Below are 23,752 nucleotides of genomic sequence, written 5' to 3' on the forward strand. Positions count from 1 at the left end.
CTCATGAAACACCCGCTCTTCCTCTGTGGCCCCACCGCATCGGGCAAGAGCAGCTTGGCGCTCGCCATCGCCGAGGCCCTCGACGGCGAGATTGTCAATGGCGATGCCTTCCAACTTTACGACGCCATTCCCACCCTTACCGCAGCCCCAAGCGCGGAGGAAATGGCCACCTGTCCCCACCATCTCTACGGCGTGTTGTCGCCCACCCAGCCCTGCGATGCCATGCGCTACCGCGAAATGGCGCTGCCCGTCATCGCCGAAATCCAATCCCGGGGACGGCTTCCCATCGTCGTCGGGGGCTCGGGACTCTACCTGAAATTCCTCAGTCACGGACCATCGCCCGTCCCGTCCGGCGATCCCGAACTGCGCGCCAACCTCGACACGCGCACCCTCGACGATCTGGTGGACGAGTTCACCCGCCTCGACCCGGTCGAGGCCGCCCGTACGGACCTCGCGAACCGTCGTTTTGTCACCCGCGCTCTCGAGATCTGCCTGCTGTCCGGTCAGCCGTGTTCGAGCCTCCGGGACAAATGGAAAACCCGCCAGGCCGAGATCGACTCCGAACTGGCCGGCATCTTCATCCAGCGCCAGCGCGGCGACCTGCGCGAACGCATCGGCATCCGAACCCGGCAGATGCTCACCTCCGGAGCCATCGAGGAAGTCGCCGCCCTCGACGCCCCCGAACATGGCCTCGCCAAGGCCATCGGCGTCGCCCAGATCCGGAGCCATGTCGAGGGAGCCATCGACCTCCAGACCTGCGAAGACGACATCACCACCGCCACCCGGCAGTACGCCAAACGACAGGAAACCTGGTTCAGGCGGGAGACCTGGCTCAAGCAGGTTGATTGGGCGCCTGAGGCTCCACCACCACTCGATGCCGCGCTGAAAGCGGTATCCAACAGGCTTTGACGGCGCCCGCGGAAGCATCCACAGTTTTCCCCACATGCAAGCGGCCCAATTCGAACACGCAGTCGAGAACATCCTCAAGCGGGACAGCCGCTTCGAGCCGCATGCCTACCTGTTCCTCAAGGATTCGCTCGATTTCACCCTGAAACGCGCGGCCGAGGACAATGAAGGCAAAGCCCGCCACGTGTCGGGGCGCGAACTGCTCTTCGGGTTCCGCGATCTTGCCCTGCAGGAATTCGGTCCCATGGCGTCCACCCTCATGGCCGAGTGGGGTCTGACCGAAACCAAGAACGTCGGCGAAATGGTCTTCCACCTGATCGACGAACAGATGTTCGGGAAGCAGGACAGCGACACCCTGGAGGACTTCGTCGATGCCTTCGATTTCCACGAAGCCTTCGTCGTGCCCTTCACCCCGAAGAGCCGGCTGTCGAAAACCCAGTGAACGAATCCCCGGCGAGCGGCGTGATCACCATCCGCCAGAACCGCTGCAGCTGGTGGACCGCCGCCAGCCTGATCGCGGCCGTCGCCATGCTTGGCCTCTCGGTTGTCGGCATGCTCGGCAACCTTCCACCCAGCGCATCCTTCGAGTGGGGATTGCTGCCGCTGCTGTTCCTCGTCTCCGCAGCCATGGCGGTGAATTACGGCCATCAGATTCTCCATCCGCGGGACCACATCATCTCGATCGCGGCAGACTCGATCCGCATCGTCGACTCCAACTACGGCAAGTGGCGTGACTTCACCCTCGCGCCTGATCAAGTCGACCAGTTCGCGGACTACGAGGAAGGAGCCATCTTCATCATGAAGAGCCGCAAGGCCTTCGCCCTGAGCTCCACGCTCAGCATCCGCAGCCGGGAAATTGCTGAGGCTCTGAAGCAGCGACACCCACACATCAGCTGTGTCAACCGCTGAGACTGCGCTCAATCACATCGATCATCGCCTGCGCCGCCCCCTTGCCCGTCTTCATCACATCGCTGTGATCAAGCAAGGCTCCGGGCAGCCCGGCCGCGAAGTTGGTCAGGCACGACAGCCCCAGCACCTTCATGCCCAGCGCCTTCGCCTGCATCGCCTCAAGCACCGTACTCATCCCCACCGCATCCGCACCGAGTCGACCGAGCATCCGGACTTCCGCCGGAGTTTCGTACTGCGGTCCCCGTAGACCCGCATAGACGCCCTGCGCCAGAGGAAGACCGGAAGCATCCGCGATCTCCCGCACCCTGGCCCTCCACCCGGCATCATAGACTTCGCTCATGTCGACGAAGTTCGGCCCGCCCTCCAAGGGCGAAGTCCCGGTCAGGTTCAGATGATCCGTCAGCACCATCCACGAGCCCGGAGGGTTCTCCTCATGGAGGCTGCCAGCCGCATTGGTCAGAATCACTTGCTCGACTCCCTGCTCCGACATCCAGCGGATTCCCGCCGTCACTGCCTTGGCGTCATGGCCTTCGTAGAGATGAATCCGTCCGCGCATCACCACCACCGGTGCATCACCGAGCCGACCAAATACAAAGGCCCCGTCATGCCCGGGCACCCCCGAGGCCGGCAAGCCGGCATCCACGAAAGTAACTTCGCGCTCCACCGCCATCCGGTCAACCAGGGATCCAAGTCCCGAGCCCAGCACCATTCCTACCAGCCGATTCATGATTCATGGTCTAGCAGGCAAGCCCGCGCCTGACCAGTCGGCAGGCTACTCGCCCGACTCCAGCCGCCGCCGAATCCGTTCGGCAAGCCGCTCGAGGTGTGGCACCCCAACGCCCGCGTCATGCGCCTGCTTCAGCGGCTCTCCCCAGATCGCCTCAAATTCGACCGGCCGGTCCTCGACGAAATCAATCATGCTCGACGGCCGATAGGCACCCATCTTCCGAGTCCGATCAATCTCGAACTCCACTACCGAATCCTCAATCGTGTGACCCTTCGCAGACGCCACCGCGATCACCTCGCGCATCAGCGCGACCACTTCGTCCTCCAACCCCAACTCGTCGAGAATCCGATCGGTCGTCACGCCGCCCTCCGCAATGGCCAGACCATTGAACGGGATGTTCCAAACCAGCTTCCGCCACTGCGCATGCTCGAGGCTGTCCGCCGCCGTGCTTGGAATCCCCGCCGCCTTCAGCGCCGCACTCACCGTCTTGGCACGCGGATTCCCCTCCTCGGGCACATACTCCCCCACGGTGATTTTTCCTCCGGCGGTATGCTCCACCCTCCCCGGCGCCACCCGGTTGATGCACACGAAACACAAGCCGCCCAGGATCCGCTCGGGACCGAAAAGTTCCGCGAGAAGCGCATCATTCCCCAAACCATTCTGCAGCGTCAGAATCCGCGTCCCGGGCCCCACCAGCGGACCCAGCACTTCCTTGAATCGCCCGTTCGCGGTCGCCTTCCAGGCCACCAGCACCCAATCCATCGACCCCATTTCCTCAGGCGTCCGATATGCCTGAACCGGATGCACATGCAGATCTCCATCGACACTCTCGACCCGGATCCCTTCGCGGCACACCACGTCGTAGTCGCTGCGCAGGAGGAAATGCACATCCTCCCCACGGGCCACGAGACGGGCACCGTAGTACAATCCGATCGCACCCGCTCCAATGATGGCAATCCTGCCACCCAGCATCGGTTCGCCCGCCATGATCTCAGATTCCCTTCAGTGACTCCGACAAGCGCTTCGCCGTCGCCACGGTGTTGCGGTGGATCTTCGCCGTGAACTCGGTCTGGCGGTTGTAGCCGCCGCCATAGAGCACGGCCACCGGCACACGGTTGCGCATGAAGGCGCCGAGGAGCACCTCGTCCCGTCGTTGCAGGTCCTTGACCGAAAGGTGCATCTGACCAAACCGGTCGTTGCTATGGTTGTCGGCCCCGGCGATCCAGATCACGAGATCAGGTGAAAACGTATCCAATCCCGCCGCCAACGTGCTGAAGAGTTGCTTCAAATACATCTCACCCTCCACATAGCGCACCGTCTCCACATCCATCGACCCCTGCACCTTCTTCGTCGGATAGTTCTGCCCGACGTGGATCGAATAGGTGAATACCCGCGGGTCATCCGCGAGGAGAGAGGCCGTGCCATTTCCCTGATGGGCATCGGTATCCACCACCATCACCCGGATGCCCGGCCGGTGCACCTGGAGGTCACGGATCGCGATCGCGACATCGTTGAAAACGCAGTAGCCCTCGCCATGATCCTCGAAGGCATGATGGGTCCCGCCGGCGAGGCAGACCGCCACTCCTTCCTCAAGCGCCGCGTAGCAGGTCTGACGCGTTGCCTCCACCTCGGTCGCACTGCGCTGATAAAGTTTCGGCGTCACCGGCAGCCCCAGCCGGAGTTGCTCCTTCGGGTCGAGCTGGCCCCGGTAGATTTTTGACAGGTAGGCCGGATCGTGCACGCTCTTCAGCAGGTGCGGCTGCACCTCGGAGACATCCACGATCTCTTCCGGTTTCAAGATGCCTCCCCCCAGCAGCATGTCTTTCGACACCCGGAATTTTTCCATGGGAAACGGATGCCCCTTGGGCAGTTCCAGTTCCAGATCCTGAGAATAAAAGCAGCGCATCGTCCCGCCCGAAACAACCACACCCCCGCCGCCTTGCCTACCGGAAAAGCGACGGGCACGGGAGTCTCTGCCTACAATCGCCGGGGATGCCCCCCCGGCCCTCGGAATCAATGGTCCACCGGACCGGCGTCTTCCTCGCCGAAAGCAGCCCGCGGCAGCCTCACACGGTCGACCAGATCGCGGATCTCCTGCGGCGGATGAGGCGTGGCCAGTGACACCAGAATCGTCACCACGAAGTTCACCAGCATGCCAACCGTGCCGATGCCCTCAGGCGAGATGCCCCACCAGAGCGTGCCTCCCGCATTGATGAACTTGAAGTAGATGATGTAGCTGGCCGTGAAGGTCAGACCGCTGATCATGCCAGCGATCACCCCCTGCATCGTCGTCCGTTTCGAGAAAATCCCAAGAATGATGGCCGGGAAGAAGGACGAAGCCGCCAAGCCGAAGGCAAACGCCACCACCTCGGCCACGAATCCCGGCGGATTGATGCCGAAATAGCCGGCCACAATCACCGCCGCTGCCGCCGCACAACGGGCGAGAATCAACTCACTCTTCTCCGACAGCCCGGGCACGAAGGTCTTCTTCACCAGATCGTGGGCCACCGAGGTGGAAATCACCAGCAGCAGGCCCGCAGCCGTCGACAGCGCAGCTGCCAGGCCACCCGCAGCCACCAGCGCAATCACCCAGTTCGGCAACTGACCGATCTCCGGGTTGGCGAGCACGATGATATCGCGGTCGATGTACAGCTCGTTCGTGCCATCCGTCGGCGGATTCTCCAGCAGGCGTTCGCCGAACTCCCCACGCTCCGCGTCGTCCCGCTTGCCCTTGAATCTGGGGATGAACTTCGGATCCCCCTCGAGCGCCGCGAAAGCCGCGCCGTCACCATTATACTGAATCTTCCCGTCCCCGTTCTTGTCGACCCACGCGATCAATTCGGAGTCCTCCCAATTCTTGAACCACTCAGGCACCTCGGTGTAGGAAGTCTCACTCACCGTCTTCAGCAGATTGACGCGGGCAAAGACGGCAATCGCCGGAGCCGTCGTGTAGAGAATCGCAATGAAGAGCAGCGCCCACAGGGCGGACGTACGCGCCGCGCTCGCCTTCTTCACGGTGTAAAAACGCACGATCACGTGCGGCAGCCCCGCGGTGCCACACATCAGCGCTGCCGTGATGCAGAACACATCAAAAGTCGACTTCTGCCCCTCCGTGTAGGTGTTGAATCCGAGCTCCTCACTCAGTCCGTCCAGCTTCTCCAGCAAGGGCATCCCCGTATCGAGATACTCCCCCCCCATGCCGATCTGCGGCACGGGATTCCCGGTCATCTGGAAGGAAAGGAAGATCGCCGGCACCATGAATGCGAAGATCAGCACACAATACTGCGCCACCTGGGTGTAGGTGATGCCCTTCATCCCACCCAGCACCGCGTAGAACAGCACAATCACCATCCCGATGATCACGCCGGTATTCACGTCGACCTCGAGGAAACGGGAGAACACCACACCCACCCCGCGCATCTGGCCAGCCACGTAGGTGAAGGATACGAAGATCGCGCAGATCACCGCCACGAATCGAGCCAACCTTGAGTAATAGCGGTCGCCGATGAAGTCCGGCACCGTGAACTTGCCGAAACGTCTCAAATACGGCGCCAGCAGTAGGGCCAGCAGGACATAGCCACCCGTCCATCCCATCAGATAGACCGAGCCGTCGCGACCCGCGAAGGAAATGATCCCCGCCATCGAGATGAACGATGCCGCGCTCATCCAGTCCGCCGCCGTCGCCATCCCGTTGGCGATACTCGGTACGCCGCCACCCGCGACATAGAACTCCTTGGTCGATCCGGCCCGCGACCAGATCGCGATGCCGATGTAGAGAGCGAAAGTGAGGCCTACCAGAATGTAGGTCCAGTAACGTACGTCCATGATCCTTGATTCAGTCCTGTTCTCCTCCGAGCAACTGCCGGTCGAGCCGGTTCATTACCACCACATAGACGCCGATCAGCACCAGGAATACGTAGATGCTCCCCTGCTGCGCGAACCAGAAGCCCAGCTTGAACCCCGTCCCCGGAATCCGGATCTTGTCGAGTTGGTCGACAAAAAGAATGCCGCAGCCATACGAGACCACGAACCAGATCGACAGCAGGATGCCGAGCCACGTGAGATTTTTTCGCCAGTAGAGGCTCTTGGCCTCCTCAGACGGCAGATTGGGTTTGCTCATGAGTAAGCCATGGACCTACCAGCCCATCCCCCCCACGCAAAGCCCGATCTGCATCACCCGGTTGAGGGATGACACTCCTGCTGACTTTACCATGCCCGGGGAGGCGACTGGAAAATCGGCTCGGGATTCTTCTGGCGCGGTCGCGGGGTGTGGCACAGGTTCGCCCCATCGCGACCATGAACCAACAAGGACCACCCGATTTCCCGCCCCGGACGCCGGAGATGCCGCAGCTGCCGAAACTTCCCGAGCTGCCATTCTCACCAAAGCTTCTGCTTTTCATCCCCGTCGTTCTCGTTCTCCTCCTCGCCGTCTGGCGCTCCTTCTACACGGTCCAGGCCGAGGAAGTGGCCGTCGTCCTCCGCTTCGGTGCCTACCACAGCACCCAGGAGCCCGGCCTGCGCTTCAAGATCCCCTTCGTCGATGAAAAGCTGATCGTCCCGGTCCGCCGCCAGATGAAGCAGGAATTCGGCTTCTCCACCCCGGGCGCCACCAATCGCCACCAGTATTCCCGCGGCAACGAGCAGGAATCCGAGAAGCAGATGGTCACCGGCGACCTCAATGCCGCCCTCGTCGAATGGGTGGTCCAGTACCGGATCAGCGAACCCAGCGAGTATCTCTTCAACGTGAAGAACCCCGACGAGACGCTGCGCAATGCGTCGGAATCGGTCATGCGCGAGACCGTCGGCGACCGCACGGTCGACGAAGTCATCACCATTGGCCGTCAGGAAATCGAAGCCGAGGCATTGCTGAAGCTCCAGGAACTGACGAACAAATACGCCATGGGCCTCCGTATCGACCAAGTCCAACTCAAGAACGTGAACCCTCCGGTTCCAGTGCAAGCCTCCTTCAACGAGGTCAACCAGGCCGAGCAGGAGCGCGAGAAGTCGATCAACCAGGCCAACGGCAAATACAACCGCGCGGTGCCCCAGGCACGAGGCGAGGCGGAGCGCAAGATCTCGGACGCCCAAGGTTATGCCATCCAACGGGTCAACGAAGCCGAGGGTGACGCCGCCCGTTTCAATGCCCTCTACACCGAATACATGAAGGCACCCGCCATCACCAAAAGGCGCATCTATCTGGAAACCATGACCAAGGTCATTCCCGAAATCGGCAAGAAGGTCATCCTCGATGAGGAGGCCAAGCAGATCCTCCCCCTTCTCAACCTCGACACCCCCTCCAAGTAATGAGCAACCCAAACAAGAACGCTGCCAAGGGCTGCCTCGGAGTCATCGTCGGGCTCGTCCTTCTGACCCTGCTTTCGGCATCCCTCTACACGATCAACGAGACCCAGCAGGCCATCATCACCCAGTTCGGCAAGCCGGTGGGCGAGCCGAAGACGGAGTCCGGTCTGAAGTTCAAGACGCCCTTCATTCAGAAGGTCAACATGATCGACAAGCGCATCCTCGCCTGGGACGGCACCCCCAACGAGATGCCGACGAAGGACAAGACCTACATCCTGGTCGACACCTTCGGCCGCTGGCGCATCTCGGAGCCACTGAAGTATTTCGAACGCCTGCGTGATGAACGCAGCGCGCTCTCACGGCTCGATGACATTCTCGGCTCTGAAACCCGCAACACGATCGCCAAACATGAGTTGATCGAGGTGGTGCGCACCACCAAGGACCGCCAACCCGAGCAGTCGACCGACATCGTTGACTCGGACATGACCGGCAAGATCGGAACGCTTCGTCCGATCCGCAAGGGTCGCTCCTTGCTCGAACAGGAGATCCTCAGCAAGGCGGCACCGAAGCTGCAGGAGTTCGGCATCGAACTGCTCGATGTCCGCTTCAAACGGATCAACTACAACCGCTCTGTCCAGCAGCAGATCTTCCAGCGGATGATCTCCGAGCGCCAGCAGATCGCCGAGCGATTCCGCTCAGAAGGCGCGGGTGAGGCCGCCAAGATCATGGGCAACATGGAGCGCGACCTCCGCGAAATCGAGTCCGGCGCCTACCGCACGGTCGAAGAGATCCGGGGTGATGCCGACGCGAAGGCCACGGCCATCTACGCGAACTCCTACAACCAGACCGCCGAGGCCGCCGATTTGTACGACTTCACCCGTACTTTGAAGGTGTATGAGGACGTGATCGATTCCGATACGACCCTCATCCTGTCGACCGACAGCGAGCTCTTCCACATGCTGAAGAGCATGGGTCCGGTTCCTGAGCCCGAGCCCTGAAGAGCTCGCCGGCTCCTCCCGCTCGTAGCGGGGTCGCCCGAATCCGGTGAACGCGAATCGATTCAGGCAGGGCATGCGTGCCCTGCCTTTTTCGTGCCCCTAGAAGCCAACGAAGACCCGTCCCCACAAGAGAACGAAGGGCAAGGTGACCATGCTCACGACCGTGGTGGCGACGACGATCTCCACTGCGACCGCAGGTCGACCGCCATACAGCTTCGCGAGAAGGATCGGCGTCATTGCAGCGGGCATGGCGGACTGAACGATCAGCACCTGTTTCAGCTCGTCCGGCGACGGCAGGAACCGCGCCATCACCAGCATCACCGCGGGAATCAGCGCCAATCTCACGCCGACCCCACCCAGCGTGGCTCGCCAACTGGGACGTTCCTTCCCGATCAAATCCATCATGACCGCGCCGGTGGTGAAGATGGCCACCGGGAAGGCCCCGGCTCCGAGCCAACTCATCGTCCGCCTCAGCACTCCGGGCACCGGCTCACCGCCATCAGCGGCTTCCCTCATGCCGTCCCAATTCAGCGCCACGAGGATGAGGCCGAGCACGACCGCGACCAGCGGCCCATTCAGCAAGTGCCTCCACGGAATCTCCTTGCGACCTGAAATCAGCATCACGCCGACCGACCAGATCGCGATCTCCACGCCGAGGTTGTGCACGAAGAGCATGGCAAGCGCTCCACTGCCGGCCCACATGAGTTCGACCACGGGAATCGCTGTGTAGCCGAAGTTCTGGATGCCGGCCGTGAGGGCGAAGGTCCGCTTCCCCGTGCCATGCTCGTAGCGAAGCAGGCTCGCCACCAACCACGCGAGCGCCATCCCGATCACCGGGATACTGAAACCCAAACCAATCCCCCAGGCCACGGCCGAGACATCGCGCACGCTCTCGTTGCCGAGGATCTTGTCGATGATGAAACAGGGATACATCACCGTGAAGACCAGATGGAGAATCCCATCATCGTTCTCCCGCTTGGTGATGCCCACCCGCCGCAGGAACGCACCCACCGCGATCAGCAGATACACCGGCAACATCTGCCGCAGGACTTCGATCGCCGCTTCCACGGCGGGAGCATCATGCCGGGACCCACCTGCCACAAGCCTGAGTTTCGCACGTCAGGAGCCGGCCCCTCCACTTCGAGGCAAGCCTGCTGATCAAAACACCAGAAGTGAGGCGAAAGGATCCACTCGTGATGTGCGGGGTTGCCATCACCGCCCGTTCCAGCCCATCTTTCAGGCGATGAATGCCCTCGGTCTTCTTCCCATCCTTGCCACGGTCGTGATGGAGACGGAGGATCAATCGGACGAGCAGGCAGACGGAGCCCAGTCCGCCCCCTTTGTCGCCGCGGAATCGACCGAAGTGGACAGCATGTTGAAGCCCGTCGATTGGGTTCGGGAGCACAGCAAGTTCACCTTCAGCGGAAGTCTCGACACGCTCTTCATGGGAGTCGTTGGAGGGGATGGAGCCGACTCGGCTACGGGCATGGATGCCACCCTCATCTTCGAGCATCCCTTGCTGAGTCGATCGTGGGACAAGCACCTCACCCTGTATGGAAGACTCCGCTACCGCAGCGGACTCTGGAATCAGGCGCCAGCAGCCCTCGGGCCATCCATTGGTACCGCCTGGGGTGTCATCGATGGTTTCAATGATGTCGGCTTTGAGATTCCCGACTTCTTTCTCCGCCAGCTCTTTCCCAGCAAGGATCTGGAACTGCGATACGGCCAGATGGTCATCGACTCACAACTCGACGGCCAACCCGTGGGAGGTGCCAAGAGTGCCTTTCACAACCGCGCCTTCGCCAGCAACCCCGCCGCTGCATTCCCACGCCTCGGCGCCGGGGCCACAATCGCATGGGATCCGGATGGCCCATGGGACCTCGTCTACGCCCTCACCACCGTGCAGGGCTCCGAGTCCGGCGATCAGGTGGACTTCAAGTTCTCATCCAGCAACTTCTTCCAGGCCCTTCAGTTCAGCTACAGCTTCCCCGGCGACGACCCGGGCCCGCGCCGGCTGCAGTTGATGCTGTGGCATTCGGATGAGGCACCCGAAAGCGACAAAGCTCCCGGCGAGGGCCTTAGTCTCACCTATTCGCACCGTTTCGACGATCCGATCACTTCGGCATTCTGCCGCATTGCCTACGCTTCCGGCGAGGTCTCGGAGGCGAGTCTCATCGTCGTTGGCGGAATCACCGCGGAGCGCTCCGAGAAGGAGGTCGTCGGGATCGGAATCGGGATCGGCGAGGGCAACCTGACCAACAACTGGAACGGTGTCGTTGAAGGATTCTATCGACGCAGCATCGGAGACCACGGCAGCGCAGCCATCAATGGCCAACTGCTCGTGGGTGAGGGATTCAATGACTCTGGATCGGTGAGGCTTCTGCTCGGCGCGTCGGCCCGCGTCAGCTTTTGAAATGGTCCGATCGCCGTTGAAAGTGGACATACCCGTGGCTTCGGGCAATTCTTCGCCACCGTTTTCATGAGCACCCGATCTTCTCTCTCTCGCTCAGTATTTCGAGCAGTCCCCCTTTCGGCTCTGATCTTCTCCAGCTGCATGGTGGTCGGCACCGACTACAGCAGCCCTGACATGATCACCCCGGACTCCTGGCATCAGAGTCTGAGTTCGGATCTTGCATCAGGAAGTTCCAGCCTCGATTCGTGGTGGAGAAAATTCAATGATCCCACGCTGAATCGCCTCATCCAGACGGCCCGGGACTCGAACCGCACATTGGCCGTTGCCTACGAGCGGATCAACGAGGCACGCGCCGGGTTGGGCGTGTCCCGCAGCCAGCTCTTCCCCACCATCGATTTCGGCGGAGCCGTCTCACGGGGACGCACCAGCCAGAACCTGGGGTCCCCGTCTCCGCCAGCAGGGAAGACCACCGACGTCTACTCGACGGGATTGACCGCTGGCTGGGAGATCGACGTCTTCGGCGGGGTCCGCCGCTCGATCGAGTCCGCCAATGCCACCGTGGAAGGCACGGAAGAACTCTATCGCGATACCCTCGTCAGTCTGCTGGCCGATGTCGCACTCAGCTACATCGAGATCCGGACCTTCGAAGAACGCCTCGCAGTGGCACAACGGAACCTGACCGCCCAGCAGAAGTCGCTGGATCTCACCAAGGCTCGTCTCGACGCCGGTCTTTCTCCGGAGCTCGATGTCGCCCAGGCCGAAACGAACTTGTCCAATACCCGCGCCATCCTTCCCCAGCTCCGGAACGGGCGCAGCCTCGCCGTCAACCGCCTCTCCATCCTCCTGGGCAAGTATTCCTCGGCGACCGAAACCCTGCTGAAAGGCTCCAAGGGCATCCCCTCGGCTCCCAACTCATCCTTCGTCGGCATTCCCGCCAACCTGGTCCGCGCCCGTCCGGACATCCGGGCCGCCGAACGGAATCTCGCGGCACAGAACGCCCTCGTCGGCGTCGCCGAAGCCGAGCTGTATCCGCGCTTCGTCCTCGCAGGCACCTTCGACCTCCAGTCACTCGCCGCCAGCAGCTTGTTGGAATCCAACTCACGCAACTATGCGTTTGGCCCCAACTTCCAGTGGAACATCTTCAATGCCGGCCGGGTCCGCAGTCAGATCGCGATCCAGGAATCCCGGACCAAGCAACTCTACATGACCTATGAGCAAACCGTGCTCGCCGCCGTTGCCCAGGTCGAGGACAGCCTCTCCAGTGTCCGCAACGAACGCGATCGGATCGCGGAACTCCGCAATGCCACCGCCTCCGCGACGAAGGCTGAGGAGCTCGTGACCACGAACTACACGGAAGGCCTGGTCGACTTCCAGAACGTCCTCGACGCGCAACGCACCGTCTTCTCCACCGAGGATGCACTCGCAGCCAGCCGCGGAACCATCGCAGCAGGATACGTCTCCCTCTTCAAGGCACTCGGTGGTGGCACTCCCATGAAGCCCGGCCCTGTTGATCAAAACGGCAAGCCCTGATGAAACCTTCCTCACCCCATCCCGTGAAGCTGCTTTCCGCAGCCGCCCTGCCGCTGCTCGCCTTCCTGTCGTGCAGCAAGGAAAACGAATTCGTCCAACCGCCACCTCCGCCAGTGACCGTCGAAACGCCGGACACCCGCGAGGTCACCATTTACAAGACCGCACCCGCGACCATCGAAGGCCTGGCCGAAGTGGATATCCGGGCGCGGGTCCGCGGGATCCTCGAGTCGAAACACTTCGAAGAAGGCAAACCCATTTCCAAGGGTGACCTGCTGTTCAAGATCGAGGAGGAGCCATTCGTCGCCGCTCTCCAGGGCGCTCAGGCAAACCTTGCCAATGCCAAGGCCGCCCAAGGACTCGCCGCCGCCAAACTTGCCCGACTCGAAAAGGCTGGCGCCGGCGCCGTCTCGGAACTCGACGTGGAGATCGCACGCGCCGAACTCGATCAGGCCGCCGCCGCGGTCAGTCAGAACGAGGCGATCGTCGCCGATGCCAAAATCAACCTTTCCTACACCAAGATCACCGCTCCGACATCTGGACGGATGTCGGAGTCCTACGTCGACATCGGCAACCTCGTCGACGGCAGCCAATCGACCCTGCTCGCCCATGTCACGGCAGATGAACAGATCCGCGCCTACTTCGAGGTCCCGGAACGAGAGATGCTTTCCATCCTTCAGGGGAAGGATGGCCGCACCATCAAGATCGAGGAACTCAATGCCGTCCAACTGACCCTCGCAGATGGATCGGTCTATCCGGAAGAAGGACGGATCGACCTGCTCGACAGTCGTGTCGACCCGCAGACACGCACCGCGACGGTGCGCGCTGTATTTCCCAATCCAAACGGCACGCTTCGCTCAGGACTCTTCGGCACGATCGGTTATCCCGTCACCTTCCCGAATGAGAACTTCCCGAATTCAGTTCTCGTCCCTTCCGCGAGTGTTCTGCGTGACGTCGCCGGGGAATTCGTCTGGGTCGTTGACGAAACGGACACCGTCCGGCGATGCGGAGTCGAAGCGAAGGACACCGTCATCAAGCCGAACGATGACCCGAATGCCGTCGATGAGCGACAGCGACTCATCGTCAAGGGGCTCGAGAAGACGGATCGCGTGATCACCGTGGGAATTCAACGGGCCCGGGAGAGCGCCAAGGTCAGCCCCCAGACAGCGAACGCTGCCGGACCATCAACCCCCAAGGAGGAGTCAGCCGCCCCTGAAGCGGAGAACTGATTGCTGGGAGCCAGCAACGCCTCGTCATGTTCAGTCTCTTCTTCATCAAGCGCCCGATCTTCGCCGCGGTCATTTCGATCGTCACGGTCGTCCTCGGGCTCGTCGCGCTGACCACGCTGCCGGTTTCCCGCTACCCGGAACTCTCGCCGCCGACCATCAGCGTGTCCTGCGTCTACCCGGGTGCCGATGCCACCACGGTCGCCGAAACCGTGGGCGCGACCATTGAGAAGGAAGTCAACGGAGTCGAAGACTCGATCTACATGTCCAGTGTCTCCGGGAATAGCGGAGACTACAACCTGACCATCACCTTCGAACCGGGAACCGATCTCGATACCGCCAACGTGCTGGTTCAGAACCGGGTCACGGTCGCCGAATCACGCCTCCCCGAAGAGGTGAAGCGCACCGGTGTGACGGTGCGGAAGAAGTCCACCGACACCGTCATGTTTCTCGGCCTGGTGTCTCCAAACGGCACCTACGACAATGCTTTCCTCAGCAACTACGCCAATCTTCGAATGCGGGACGAACTGGCCCGTGTCGATGGAGTTGGTGATGCATTCGTCTACGGAGTGGGCATGTTCAGCATGCGAATCTGGCTCGACCCGGACCAGCTGCGCGCCCGCCAGATCCCTCCGGCCGAGGTCCTCGCCGCGATCCGTGGCCAGAACGTCCAAGTCGCGGCAGGTCGGGTTGGCGCAGCACCCGCTCCCGAGGGCACCGCCTACGAGTATGTTCTCCGCACCGCCGGACGCCTCACGGAGGTCGAGGAGTTCGAAAACATCGTCGTCCGGACCGATGAGCAAGGGCGCAGCATCCGCGTGCGCGACGTCGCCCGCGTCGAACTCGGTGGTGAGAGCTACAACTTCGACTCCGCCCTCAACGGCCAACCCGCCGCCTGCTTTGCCATCTATCAGGTCCCCGGGAGCAATCTGATCGAGGTGGCCGCAGGGGTCCGCGAGAAGGTCAAGGAGCTGAGCGAGTCCTTTCCGGATGACGTTGAGATTGATATCGTGTACGACGCCACGGATGTGGTCACGGCTTCGATCCGCGAGGTGATCATCACACTTGGCGCCACCCTGATTCTCGTGGTGTTGACGGTATTCCTTTTCCTGCAGAATTTCCGGGCCACCCTGGTCCCAGCCGTCACCATTCCGGTTTCCCTGATCGGCACCTTCCTCGTGCTGAATGCCTTGGGCTTCTCGCTCAACGTCCTGACCCTCTTCGGTCTGGTGCTTGTCATCGGTATCGTGGTCGACGATGCCATCGTCGTGGTCGAGAACTGCTTCGTCCACCTCAGCAAGGGCTTGAAACCGAAGGAAGCAGCCGCGGCCGCCATGAAGGAGGTTTCCGGTCCGGTGGTCGCGACCACCCTCGTATTGCTCTCCGTCTTCGTGCCGACGCTCGCCTTGGGCGGCATCACCGGAACGATGTTCAAGCAGTTCGCGGTCACGATCTCCGTGGCCACGGTCTTCTCATCGATCAACGCGCTCACCCTCAGTCCCGCCCTGTGCGGCGTCCTGCTCAAGGCCAACCCCAAGGAACCCAAGGGCTTCTTCCGCTTGTTCAATCGTGGACTTGATGGAGCCACCGCTGGATACGTGAAGATTGTCCGCATCGCCATTCGCATGGCGGTGGTCAGCGTGCTCGGCTTTTGCGGACTGACGGCTCTGTCGGTGGCCGGTCTCGGTGGCCTGCCCACCGGATTCGTTCCTCAGGAGGACGAAGGCTATTGCCTGGTGAGTGTTCAGCTTCCGGACGGCGCCGCTCTCGAGCGGACCAATGCCGTCCTCTCTGAAGCCCAGCAACTGATCTCAGGCATCGAGGGTGTCTCTGATTGCCTTCAGGTCTCCGGATTCTCTCCTCTCGACAACGCATCCACATCCAGTGCCGGTTTCTGCGTCGTCACTTTCAACAACTGGTCGGAGCGCCCCGACGATCACCTGAAACAGGATGCGCTGATCGCGGAAATCAATCGTCGGCTCGCCTCGCTTCAGGAGGCTCGGGCCTTCGCCTTCCCGATGCCATCCCTGCCGGGTGTCGGTGTCTCCGGCGGCTTCAGTTTCATGCTTCAGGACCGGGGTGGGGTCGGCATCGAACAGCTTCAAACCGTATCCAATGACGTCGTCGCCGCCGCAAATGCCCAGACTGGATTGCAGAACGTCAGCTCGACCTTCCGGGCAACCGTTCCACAGTATTACATCGACTTCGACCGCGAGCAGATCCAGCGCACCGGCGCCTCGATGAGTTCCGTCTTCGAAACGATTCAGATCTACCTGGGCTCGGCGTATGTCAACGACTTCACCCTCTTCGGTCAGGTGTTCAAAGTGACCGCACAAGCCGACGCACCGTTCAGGGCGACTCCGGACGACATCGGCAAGCTGCAGTTCACCGGAGCTGACGGCCGGATGATCCCGATTGCAGCGGTCGCCGACATCAAGGAGGCGCTGGGCCCTCAAACGATCACTCGCTTCAATCTCTACCCTGCCGTCAAGATCATCGGCAGCCCCGCTCCCGGCTTCAGTTCAGGTCAGGCCATTCAACTCATGGAAGACATGGCCGACCCCAAAGGCGGCGGCATGCTGCCACCCTCCATGGGATACGAATGGACGGAGCTCTCGTATCAGGAGAAGCAGGCCGGCGGTGGCATGATGGCCATCTTCGGCTTTGCCATTCTCATGGTATATCTCGTTCTTGCAGCTCAATACGAGAGTTGGACCCTCCCGATTTCCGTCTGCCTGTCGGTCCCGACCGCTCTCTTTGGCCTCATCTTGGCCGTCATGGCCCGGAACATGGACAACAACGTCTACACCCAGATCGGGATTGTCCTGCTCATCGGACTGTCCACCAAGACCGCCATCCTTCTGACTGAGTTCGCCAAGCTCAAACGCGAGGAAGGCATGAGCATCTTCGATTCGGCGGTTGAATCCGTTCGACTCCGTTTCCGTGCGGTGATGATGACCGCCCTTTCCTTCGTACTTGGGGTCATTCCTCTCCTCGTCGCATCGGGTGCGGGCGCAGAATCCCGAAAAATTCTCGGTACTGCCGTCTGTGGCGGGATGCTGGCAGCCACCGCCTTCAGTCTCGCCGTGGTCCCCATGCTCTACTACGTCGTTCAGAAACTGTCGGAAGGACGCCAGCATGCTTCCGAGGACAGCCCATCCGGGTAGAACCGCCACACAGCCATTTCTGCTCTCCTCTCACGGGCACTCCATCGTCCCATGAGGTCCTGTGGCCCCCGCCGAGTTGATGAATGCGTCTCCAAGTTCTTGCGCCCTGCCGGATGATCCGCTTAGCTAGCCATTGGCCGCGGCATTCTTTCCGGGGTCCATCTCGCTCAAGATTATGAAGTTCATCCCTACTCTGGTCATCGCGGCCACGGTGCTGATCGCTCCCAGCCGAGCCGACGAAACCGAAGAAGCCACCGAAAAGCTGCGACAAGGTGCCACACGCTACATTGAGGCATTCAACAGCAAAGATGCCAAGGCCATCGCCTCACTCTTCCTTCCTGAAGGAGAAATCCACACCGCCTCCGGCGAAGTCGTATCGGGCCGTGAAGCGATCGAAGCGCAGTATCAGGCGATTTTTGACGAAGACGAATCGTCCCAAGCCGCGCTCGAAGTCGGCGACGTCCGCTTTGTCGCACCGGGAATCGCCGTCGAAGATGGTGTGGTTCACATCACCCGCGCCGATGGCGAACTCGCTTCCTACAGCTACACCGCACTCCATGTCGCCCAAGAGGATGGAAGCTGGCTCACCGCCAGGGTCCGTGACGAAGCTCGGGATCTCGCGGGAGGTCACGCCAAACTGCAGGCCCTCGACTGGCTGATCGGGGACTGGTTGATCGAGAACGAGGGAGCCAAGACCTACATCTCATTCGACTGGAGCGAAGACGGACCCTTCATCGATGCCCGGGCGCTGTCGGAATCCCCGGACGCTCTCAACTCGAGAGCCACCATGCGGATCGGCTGGGATGCAGCGAAAGAGACCTTCATCTCATGGAGTTTCGATATCGATGGCGGACATAACACCGGCACTTGGACTTCCGCCGGAGACAACGCATGGCTGATTCGCGTCGAAGGTGTCACCGCGGACGGAGAACGCCTCCAAGCGACACGCAAGGTCGAGGTCTCTCCAAACGGGCAATCCTTCACCTGGCACTCACAAGATATGGCGATCAACGGCGAACTACTGCCCGATCGCGATATCAAGGTCGTCAAGCGGCCACCCTCGCCAACCACTGACGCCGGTGAATAATCCCAGCACGATCCCATCATGAACACTCTCATCAAACTCATCACGATTCTCGTGGCCTGCGGACCACTCATGGTGACTGACGCCATGGCACGAAGCTTCGGTGCAGGTGGAGGCGGCGGAAACCGCAGCTCAGGCGCCGCTCGTGGCGGCGGCATGTCGCGCGCACCGAGCCGATCGAACTTTTCCCGCTCGTCCAGCTCCCGAAACGCCTTCACCGGCTCGAAGGCCCGACCCACTGCGAGGCCCGCCACCAGGCCCACCACGCGTCCGTCCGTCCAGCGCCCCACGACGAGACCTTCCATACAACGGCCGACAACCAAGCCAACGACCCGTCCGACAACTCGGCCGACGACCCGACCCACAACTCGGCCAACGACGAAACCAACCACCCGGCCGACGACACGCCCATCCGTGCCGACTCAGCGTCCGTCCACAAAACCCACGCTTCCGACCCAGCGACCCTCGACCAAACCCACGCTGCCGACCCAGCGGCCTTCCACCAAGCCCTCGGTGCCGTCCCAGCGGCCGTCGACGAAGCCGACGCTACCAACGCAGCGGCCCAGCACGAGACCAAGCACACCCACGACGCGGCCTTCCACGCGCCCGGGGAATGTCACCTATCCCAAGCCCGTCAAGCCGATGCCTCTGCCGGGGAACCGACCAAGCACCAAACCGGGCATCAAACCCGGCGAACGACCATCCACCCTTCCATCCACCCGACCCGGGATTGGAGACCGGCCCGGAACCGGCATCGGGGACCGACCCAACAACCGGCCCGGCAGCAAACCATGGGTTCGCCCGGGCAGTGACCGCCCGACAACCCGGCCCATCAAGCACCCGGATTTCGGAAATAACCGGCCTGGAGGTGGCCGACCCGGCAGCGGCAACAACAACTGGATCAACATCGGCAACCGCCCAGCCATCGGCAACAACATCAACGTCAACATCAACAATAACTTCAAACGGAACCTCAACTGGTCGACCAACCGCCGACACTGGGGCTACAACCCGTGGTGGAACCGCCCGTCACAACGTCCATGGTACGGAGGCTGTTGGGGCTATGGCTGGAACAACCGCTGGCACCACCATCACCGCTACTACTGGGGTGGCTACCGACCATGGCCTGGCTACGGTGGACCCAGTACCGGTGAGATGATCGCATGGGGCCTCGTCGGCTGGGGTCTTGGCAAGCTGATCTTCGATAGTGGCTACCAATCCTACAGCAACCCCTACCCGGTCCAACCCGTCCAGACCATCTACAAGACGGAGGTCACCTATCAGGAACCGATTACCACCGTCGCCGAGCAGACCGCCCCGACCGATGAGTCGACGGCCGAGAAGATGGCGGAGAACTCCGAATCGTTCATCGAAAAATCCCAGCAGGCATTCAAAACGAATGATTTCCTCACAGCACTCGACTACGCGAACAAGGCCGTTGCAGAATCACCTGGTGATGGCGCCCTGCACGAATACCGTGCACTCGTCCTCTTCGCACTCGGCAAGTTCGGCGAAGCCGCCGGGGTCCTCAATCCCGTCCTCGTCGGAAGCCCCGGCTGGGATTGGACCACCATGATCACGGTGTACGACACCCAGGAGACCTACGTGAAACAACTGCAGGCCCTCGAGAATTACGTGAAGGGCAACGACGGCTCGGCCGACGGACATTTCCTGCTCGGCTATCACTACATGGTCTGCGGACACCTGGAAAATGCAGCCGATCAGTTCGAGGCTGCCGTGAAGATCCAACCCGCCGACACGGTTTCCAAACAACTGGCCGAACTGGCCCGTTCCTCCACCGCTTCAGGCGAAGAGGACGACACCGACACCGAAGACCTCGGGGATGTCCCGGAACCCAAGCCGGTCGACGCCGAGAAGCTTCCCGGCTCGTGGGTCTCGGACAAGGGCGAGGAAGGCAAGGTCACCCTCTCCTTGAAGGACGATGGAAAGTTCGAGTGGACCTTCAGCCGGAAGGGCAAGGAAGACAGTTCCTTCGGCGGGGAGTATACCATCAACGAAGAAGGACTGCTCGTCCTCGACGCCGGTGAATCGCAAATGGTCGGCACCATCCAGATGCCATCCGACAGCGAACTCCAGTTCGTCCTCGCAGGTGGCCCGACCGGCGATCCCGGACTCAGCTTCAACCGCTCCTGATCGACTCCATCCGACCCGGCGCCTCGCCGGGTCGGACGGCTTCAGGCCGAAAGGCTGGCTTCTCCGTTCACAGGTTTCCTCATGCTTCCGGATTCCCGCGATGCGTGGTGATCCTGGCATGATCCCCTTGGCGGACCGCCCGATTGCGCATCAAGGAACTCTTCGTAGCTGATCAGCTCCATGCGCCCGTCGACGTGCTCGACGATGGCAGTGAGACTCTCCACCCAGTCGCCGGAATTCAGGTAGTGAATCCCCTCCACCTGCTTGTCCTCAGGCGTGTGGATGTGACCACAGATGATCCCATCGCACTTCCGGTGCCGGGCATACTGCTGCAGCTGGAATTCATAGTTGTCGACAAAGCTGACCGCGGACTTCACCCGCGCCTTCACCTTCTTGCTCAGCGAGTAATATCCCTTGCCGCGCCACGCCCGGAATCTGTTGTAGAGGCGGTTCACCGAGAGCATCGAATCGTAGCAAACTGCCCCGAGCCTCGCGAGCCACTTGTGGTGGGTTGACACACTGTCGAAGCCATCCCCGTGCACCACCAGATACTTCTTTCCGTCCACGCCATGGTGAATGTGCTCCTTCACGAAGTTCACCGGACCGAAGGCCAGGGGAAGAAAGCGGTCGAGGATATCATCGTGATTCCCACGACAGTAGATCACCTCGGTGTCCTCCTTCTCCACCTTCTTGAGGACCTGCCTGATGAATCGGCTATGGCGTTTCCTCCAACGCGACCCCCGCTTGAGCGCCCAACCGTCGATGATGTCACCGTTCAGGACCAGTTTACGACACCGCACCTGCTTGAGGAAATCGATCACCTCATGCACCTTGCTGTCCGGTGTGCCGAGGTGGACATCTGAAATGAACACGGTCCGGTATTCCTTCTGAAGCTGCTGCTTGCGCTGCTTCAGGCTGAGTGATCGACGCCTCCCTTCACGAGCGATCCGCCCGAGGTTGCCCTCGAAGACATCCACCACCCGGTCCCAACCCAGCTCACTGGTGGTCCGCAGCGCCTGCTCCCTCATCCCACCCTGCCAGCGAACCAGCGAATCCTCGGCCAATTCCACGAACTCGTGCGAATTTCCCTTCGTCGCCTTCAGCCCGTTGATCCCGTGGCGAACATGCTGGGCGGAGGCCGCGTAGTCGTAACTCACCGTCACCAACCCGGAAGCCATCGCCTCGAGCAGGACATTGCCGAATGTCTCGGTCTCACTGGGAAAGAGAAGAATATCACTAGAGGCATAGTATCTGGCGAGATCCCTACCCGTCCGCACGCCCGCGAAATGCACGAATGAATTCTTCTCCTTCAAGGTTTCAAGAAGAGGCCCACCGCCGACACAGACACACTGGAGATCCGGCACCCGTTCCCGCATGCGACGGAAACACTCCATCGCGAGAACCAGATTCTTCTCCGCTGCCACACGCCCGACGATCAGCGCCACCGGAGAGCCCCCGCGGGCACCCCATTCCGCCCGTAGCGCAGGATCCCTCTTGGACGGTTGAAACAACCGGGTATCCACCCCCCGCCCCATCAATGCAACATTCTCAAATCCCTCGTCCTCCAGCATCGACACCACCTCGGCGGTCGGTGCCATAGTGACATTGGCACGGCGATGCACCCTCTTCAGATACGCCATCGCCGCCGGCTGCAAGCCGCCCAAACGATACTGTTCCATGTACTGGTGGAAATTCGTGTGAAACCCGGTCGCGGCCGGAATCTCGAGCGACTTGGCCGCCCTGATCGCGGAAACTCCCAGCGGGCTCTCGGTGGCCACGTAAATCGCGTCGGGACGACGCTTCATCCAGCGCTTCCTCAGCTTGAACGGCCCCGGCAACCCGATCCGCACCTCCTTGTAGCCCGGCAACGAAACCGATGGGGCCACGGTCTGCCGGGCCCCGTTCGCCCCACCCGTGCGGATGATGTGCACCATGTGTCCCCGCTCACGCAGGCCATCCACCAACCGACTCAGGGTCATGGCCACCCCGTTGACGTCGGGCGCGAAGGTGTCTGTGACGATGTCAAATCTCATGAATAGTCCGGGGTTGCTGACAAGTTCACTCCGCTTTTGCCCCCATCCCCCGGGCTCCACCACGTCCAATCCGGTGCCATTTCCGACACAAATCACTGATAATCTGCTTCATGGAGCGATGAGCCGCATGATGCCCGGCCACTGCTTTTTCTCCATCCTGACCTTGCCTGTCCTTGGCAGTCAGCCTAGTGGCTCTAAAGTCCGGGCATGTCATCGACCTTCGGCACCCATTTCCGCATCCACACCTTTGGAGAGTCCCACGGAGGGGCTGTCGGCGTGACGATCGATGGATGCCCTCCGAAAATCCCCGTGTCCGCAGAAGCGATCCAGCTCGAACTGGACCGCCGACGACCCGGACAATCCGAGATCGTCACTCCCCGCAAGGAAACGGATACCTGCCACATTCTCTCAGGCGTGCAGGACGGCGTCAGCCTTGGCACTCCGATCGCGATCATCGTCCACAACAAGGACCAGCGCCCCGGAGCTTACGACGAGATGGCCGCAAAGTACCGGCCTTCCCATGCGGACTACACCTACGATGCCAAGTACGGTGTGCGTGCGCTTTCCGGTGGCGGTCGGGCCTCGGCGCGGGAAACCATCGGTCGGGTCGCCGCCTCAGCCGTTGCCAAGGAAGTCCTCAACACCCTCGCCCCGGGAGTCGAAGTGCTCTCGTGGGTCAAGCGCATCCATGACATCGAAGCGGACGTCGATCCAGCGACCGTCACCTCCGAGCAAATCGAAGCCAACATCGTCCGCACCGCCGATGCCGATGCAGCGGAACGAATGATCGAGCGAATCAAGGAAGTCCGCAGCGCCGGTGACTCGATTGGAGGCGTGATCGAATGCGTCGTCCGCGGATGCCCGGTCGGTTTGGGCGAACCCGTCTTCGACAAATTGGAGGCCGAACTGGCCAAGGCCATGATGTCCCTCCCTGCCACCAAGGGATTCGAGATCGGATCCGGCTTCTCCGGAACCCTGCTGACCGGAAGCCAACACAATGACGCTTTCTTCATGGAGGGTGACAAGGTGCGTACTCGCTCGAACCGCTCCGGCGGCATCCAGGGCGGTATCTCCAACGGCGAAGACATCGTCTTCCGAGTCGCATTCAAGCCCACCGCGACCATCATGAAATCTCAGGAAACCGTCACCAGCGACGGAGAAGACACCGAGTTGACCGGACGCGGTCGTCACGATGCGTGCGTGCTGCCACGCGCAGTCCCGATGGTTGATGCGATGGCAACACTTGTCCTGTGCGACCACCTCCTGCGCCAGCGGGCCCAGTGCGGAGGATTCCCGCACACTTGAGC

General features: G+C 61.5%; 20 protein-coding genes. 12 read left to right on the plus strand and 8 right to left on the minus strand.

What is annotated here, in order from left to right; genetic code table 11:
• Nucleotides 1-3: 3 nt before the first annotated feature.
• The 3 genes from miaA to JIN81_RS11005 are packed head-to-tail and all read left to right on the plus strand — an operon-like array spanning nucleotide 4 to nucleotide 1,815.
• Nucleotides 4-909, plus strand: coding sequence for a tRNA (adenosine(37)-N6)-dimethylallyltransferase MiaA (gene miaA / locus JIN81_RS10995; RefSeq protein ID WP_200279093.1), 906 nt, complete (start codon nucleotides 4-6; stop codon nucleotides 907-909).
• 34 nt (nucleotides 910-943) lie between these two features.
• Nucleotides 944-1,348 carry a Minf_1886 family protein gene (locus JIN81_RS11000; protein WP_200279095.1) on the plus strand — a complete coding sequence of 135 codons (405 nt, stop codon included), beginning with the start codon at nucleotides 944-946 and terminating at the stop codon, nucleotides 1,346-1,348.
• Nucleotides 1,345-1,815, plus strand: coding sequence for a hypothetical protein (locus JIN81_RS11005; protein ID WP_200279097.1), 471 nt, complete (start codon nucleotides 1,345-1,347; stop codon nucleotides 1,813-1,815). The genes JIN81_RS11000 and JIN81_RS11005 overlap by 4 nt, the downstream gene beginning before the upstream one ends.
• Here the strand turns inward: JIN81_RS11005 and JIN81_RS11010 are convergent.
• The 5 genes from JIN81_RS11010 to JIN81_RS11030 form a co-directional block, all read right to left on the minus strand.
• Complete coding sequence (locus JIN81_RS11010) at nucleotides 1,805-2,542, minus strand: purine-nucleoside phosphorylase (protein ID WP_200279099.1); 738 nt, start codon at nucleotides 2,540-2,542, stop codon at nucleotides 1,805-1,807. The genes JIN81_RS11005 and JIN81_RS11010 overlap by 11 nt on opposite strands.
• A gap of 45 nt (nucleotides 2,543-2,587) precedes the next feature.
• Nucleotides 2,588-3,529: a 2-dehydropantoate 2-reductase gene (locus tag JIN81_RS11015; RefSeq protein ID WP_234044726.1), complete on the minus strand. Its 942-nt coding sequence runs from the start codon at nucleotides 3,527-3,529 to the stop codon at nucleotides 2,588-2,590.
• 4 nt (nucleotides 3,530-3,533) lie between these two features.
• A complete protein-coding gene (locus JIN81_RS11020; protein ID WP_200279101.1) occupies nucleotides 3,534-4,448 on the minus strand; it encodes a histone deacetylase family protein in 915 nt (304 codons plus the stop codon).
• A 107-nt stretch (nucleotides 4,449-4,555) separates the two neighbouring features.
• Complete coding sequence (locus JIN81_RS11025) at nucleotides 4,556-6,367, minus strand: sodium:solute symporter family protein (RefSeq protein ID WP_200279103.1); 1,812 nt, start codon at nucleotides 6,365-6,367, stop codon at nucleotides 4,556-4,558.
• A 10-nt stretch (nucleotides 6,368-6,377) separates the two neighbouring features.
• Nucleotides 6,378-6,662, minus strand: coding sequence for a DUF4212 domain-containing protein (locus JIN81_RS11030; protein WP_200279105.1), 285 nt, complete (start codon nucleotides 6,660-6,662; stop codon nucleotides 6,378-6,380).
• Between the two features lie 221 nt (nucleotides 6,663-6,883).
• Here JIN81_RS11030 and hflK point away from each other — a divergent pair, with 221 nt between their 5' ends.
• Both hflK and hflC read left to right on the plus strand, forming a co-directional pair.
• Nucleotides 6,884-7,846 carry an FtsH protease activity modulator HflK gene (gene hflK, locus JIN81_RS11035; protein ID WP_343217935.1) on the plus strand — a complete coding sequence of 321 codons (963 nt, stop codon included), beginning with the start codon at nucleotides 6,884-6,886 and terminating at the stop codon, nucleotides 7,844-7,846.
• Complete coding sequence (gene hflC / locus JIN81_RS11040) at nucleotides 7,846-8,841, plus strand: protease modulator HflC (protein WP_200279108.1); 996 nt, start codon at nucleotides 7,846-7,848, stop codon at nucleotides 8,839-8,841. Before hflK ends, hflC begins: the two co-directional genes overlap by 1 nt.
• Before the next feature lie 99 nt (nucleotides 8,842-8,940).
• On the opposite strand, the gene JIN81_RS11045 is transcribed toward hflC, so the two are convergent.
• On the minus strand, nucleotides 8,941-9,909 hold the full coding sequence (locus tag JIN81_RS11045) for an AEC family transporter (protein ID WP_200279110.1): 969 nt from the start codon (nucleotides 9,907-9,909) through the stop codon (nucleotides 8,941-8,943).
• 175 nt (nucleotides 9,910-10,084) lie between these two features.
• On the opposite strand from JIN81_RS11045, the gene JIN81_RS11050 reads away from it, so the two are divergent.
• From JIN81_RS11050 to JIN81_RS11070, 5 genes are all read left to right on the plus strand, one after another.
• Nucleotides 10,085-11,254, plus strand: a complete 1,170-nt coding sequence (locus JIN81_RS11050; RefSeq protein WP_200279112.1) for a hypothetical protein — start codon at nucleotides 10,085-10,087, stop codon at nucleotides 11,252-11,254.
• A gap of 66 nt (nucleotides 11,255-11,320) precedes the next feature.
• Complete coding sequence (locus JIN81_RS11055) at nucleotides 11,321-12,784, plus strand: efflux transporter outer membrane subunit (protein WP_267907995.1); 1,464 nt, start codon at nucleotides 11,321-11,323, stop codon at nucleotides 12,782-12,784.
• 23 nt (nucleotides 12,785-12,807) lie between these two features.
• Nucleotides 12,808-14,010, plus strand: coding sequence for an efflux RND transporter periplasmic adaptor subunit (locus JIN81_RS11060; protein ID WP_325100876.1), 1,203 nt, complete (start codon nucleotides 12,808-12,810; stop codon nucleotides 14,008-14,010).
• Between the two features lie 26 nt (nucleotides 14,011-14,036).
• Nucleotides 14,037-17,174 (plus strand): efflux RND transporter permease subunit, encoded by a 3,138-nt coding sequence (locus tag JIN81_RS11065; RefSeq protein ID WP_200279118.1) that lies wholly within the window; start codon nucleotides 14,037-14,039, stop codon nucleotides 17,172-17,174.
• Between the two features lie 175 nt (nucleotides 17,175-17,349).
• Complete coding sequence (locus JIN81_RS11070; protein WP_200279128.1) at nucleotides 17,350-18,261, plus strand: YybH family protein; 912 nt, start codon at nucleotides 17,350-17,352, stop codon at nucleotides 18,259-18,261.
• 419 nt (nucleotides 18,262-18,680) lie between these two features.
• Here JIN81_RS11070 and JIN81_RS11075 read toward each other — a convergent pair whose 3' ends face one another.
• Nucleotides 18,681-18,860 (minus strand): hypothetical protein, encoded by a 180-nt coding sequence (locus JIN81_RS11075; protein WP_234044727.1) that lies wholly within the window; start codon nucleotides 18,858-18,860, stop codon nucleotides 18,681-18,683.
• 40 nt (nucleotides 18,861-18,900) lie between these two features.
• On the opposite strand from JIN81_RS11075, the gene JIN81_RS11080 reads away from it, so the two are divergent.
• Entirely contained in the window at nucleotides 18,901-20,412 is a 1,512-nt protein-coding gene (locus JIN81_RS11080; protein ID WP_200279132.1) for a tetratricopeptide repeat protein, read from the plus strand.
• A gap of 41 nt (nucleotides 20,413-20,453) precedes the next feature.
• Here JIN81_RS11080 and JIN81_RS11085 read toward each other — a convergent pair whose 3' ends face one another.
• Nucleotides 20,454-22,445 (minus strand): glycosyltransferase, encoded by a 1,992-nt coding sequence (locus JIN81_RS11085; protein ID WP_200279134.1) that lies wholly within the window; start codon nucleotides 22,443-22,445, stop codon nucleotides 20,454-20,456.
• Nucleotides 22,446-22,652: 207 nt separating this feature from the next.
• Here JIN81_RS11085 and aroC point away from each other — a divergent pair, with 207 nt between their 5' ends.
• Entirely contained in the window at nucleotides 22,653-23,750 is a 1,098-nt protein-coding gene (gene aroC / locus JIN81_RS11090) for a chorismate synthase (RefSeq protein WP_200279142.1), read from the plus strand.
• Nucleotides 23,751-23,752: the final 2 nt, after the last annotated feature.

Source organism: Haloferula rosea (genome assembly GCF_016595525.1).
Taxonomy (GTDB): domain Bacteria; phylum Verrucomicrobiota; class Verrucomicrobiia; order Verrucomicrobiales; family Akkermansiaceae; genus Haloferula; species Haloferula rosea.

Coding starts and splice junctions, on each gene's coding strand:
- JIN81_RS11070 (WP_200279128.1), top strand. CDS start 17,350: ATGAAGTTCATCCCTACTCTGGTCATCGCGGCCACGGTGCTGATCGCT.
- JIN81_RS11080 (WP_200279132.1), top strand. CDS start 18,901: ATGCCTCTGCCGGGGAACCGACCAAGCACCAAACCGGGCATCAAACCC.
- miaA (WP_200279093.1), top strand. CDS start 4: ATGAAACACCCGCTCTTCCTCTGTGGCCCCACCGCATCGGGCAAGAGC.
- JIN81_RS11025 (WP_200279103.1), bottom strand. CDS start 6,367: ATGGACGTACGTTACTGGACCTACATTCTGGTAGGCCTCACTTTCGCT.
- JIN81_RS11030 (WP_200279105.1), bottom strand. CDS start 6,662: ATGAGCAAACCCAATCTGCCGTCTGAGGAGGCCAAGAGCCTCTACTGG.
- JIN81_RS11015 (WP_234044726.1), bottom strand. CDS start 3,529: ATGGCGGGCGAACCGATGCTGGGTGGCAGGATTGCCATCATTGGAGCG.
- JIN81_RS11000 (WP_200279095.1), top strand. CDS start 944: ATGCAAGCGGCCCAATTCGAACACGCAGTCGAGAACATCCTCAAGCGG.
- JIN81_RS11065 (WP_200279118.1), top strand. CDS start 14,037: ATGTTCAGTCTCTTCTTCATCAAGCGCCCGATCTTCGCCGCGGTCATT.
- hflK (WP_343217935.1), top strand. CDS start 6,884: ATGCCGCAGCTGCCGAAACTTCCCGAGCTGCCATTCTCACCAAAGCTT.
- JIN81_RS11085 (WP_200279134.1), bottom strand. CDS start 22,445: ATGAGATTTGACATCGTCACAGACACCTTCGCGCCCGACGTCAACGGG.
- JIN81_RS11050 (WP_200279112.1), top strand. CDS start 10,085: ATGAATGCCCTCGGTCTTCTTCCCATCCTTGCCACGGTCGTGATGGAG.
- JIN81_RS11010 (WP_200279099.1), bottom strand. CDS start 2,542: ATGAATCGGCTGGTAGGAATGGTGCTGGGCTCGGGACTTGGATCCCTG.
- JIN81_RS11055 (WP_267907995.1), top strand. CDS start 11,321: ATGAGCACCCGATCTTCTCTCTCTCGCTCAGTATTTCGAGCAGTCCCC.
- JIN81_RS11020 (WP_200279101.1), bottom strand. CDS start 4,448: ATGCGCTGCTTTTATTCTCAGGATCTGGAACTGGAACTGCCCAAGGGG.
- hflC (WP_200279108.1), top strand. CDS start 7,846: ATGAGCAACCCAAACAAGAACGCTGCCAAGGGCTGCCTCGGAGTCATC.
- aroC (WP_200279142.1), top strand. CDS start 22,653: ATGTCATCGACCTTCGGCACCCATTTCCGCATCCACACCTTTGGAGAG.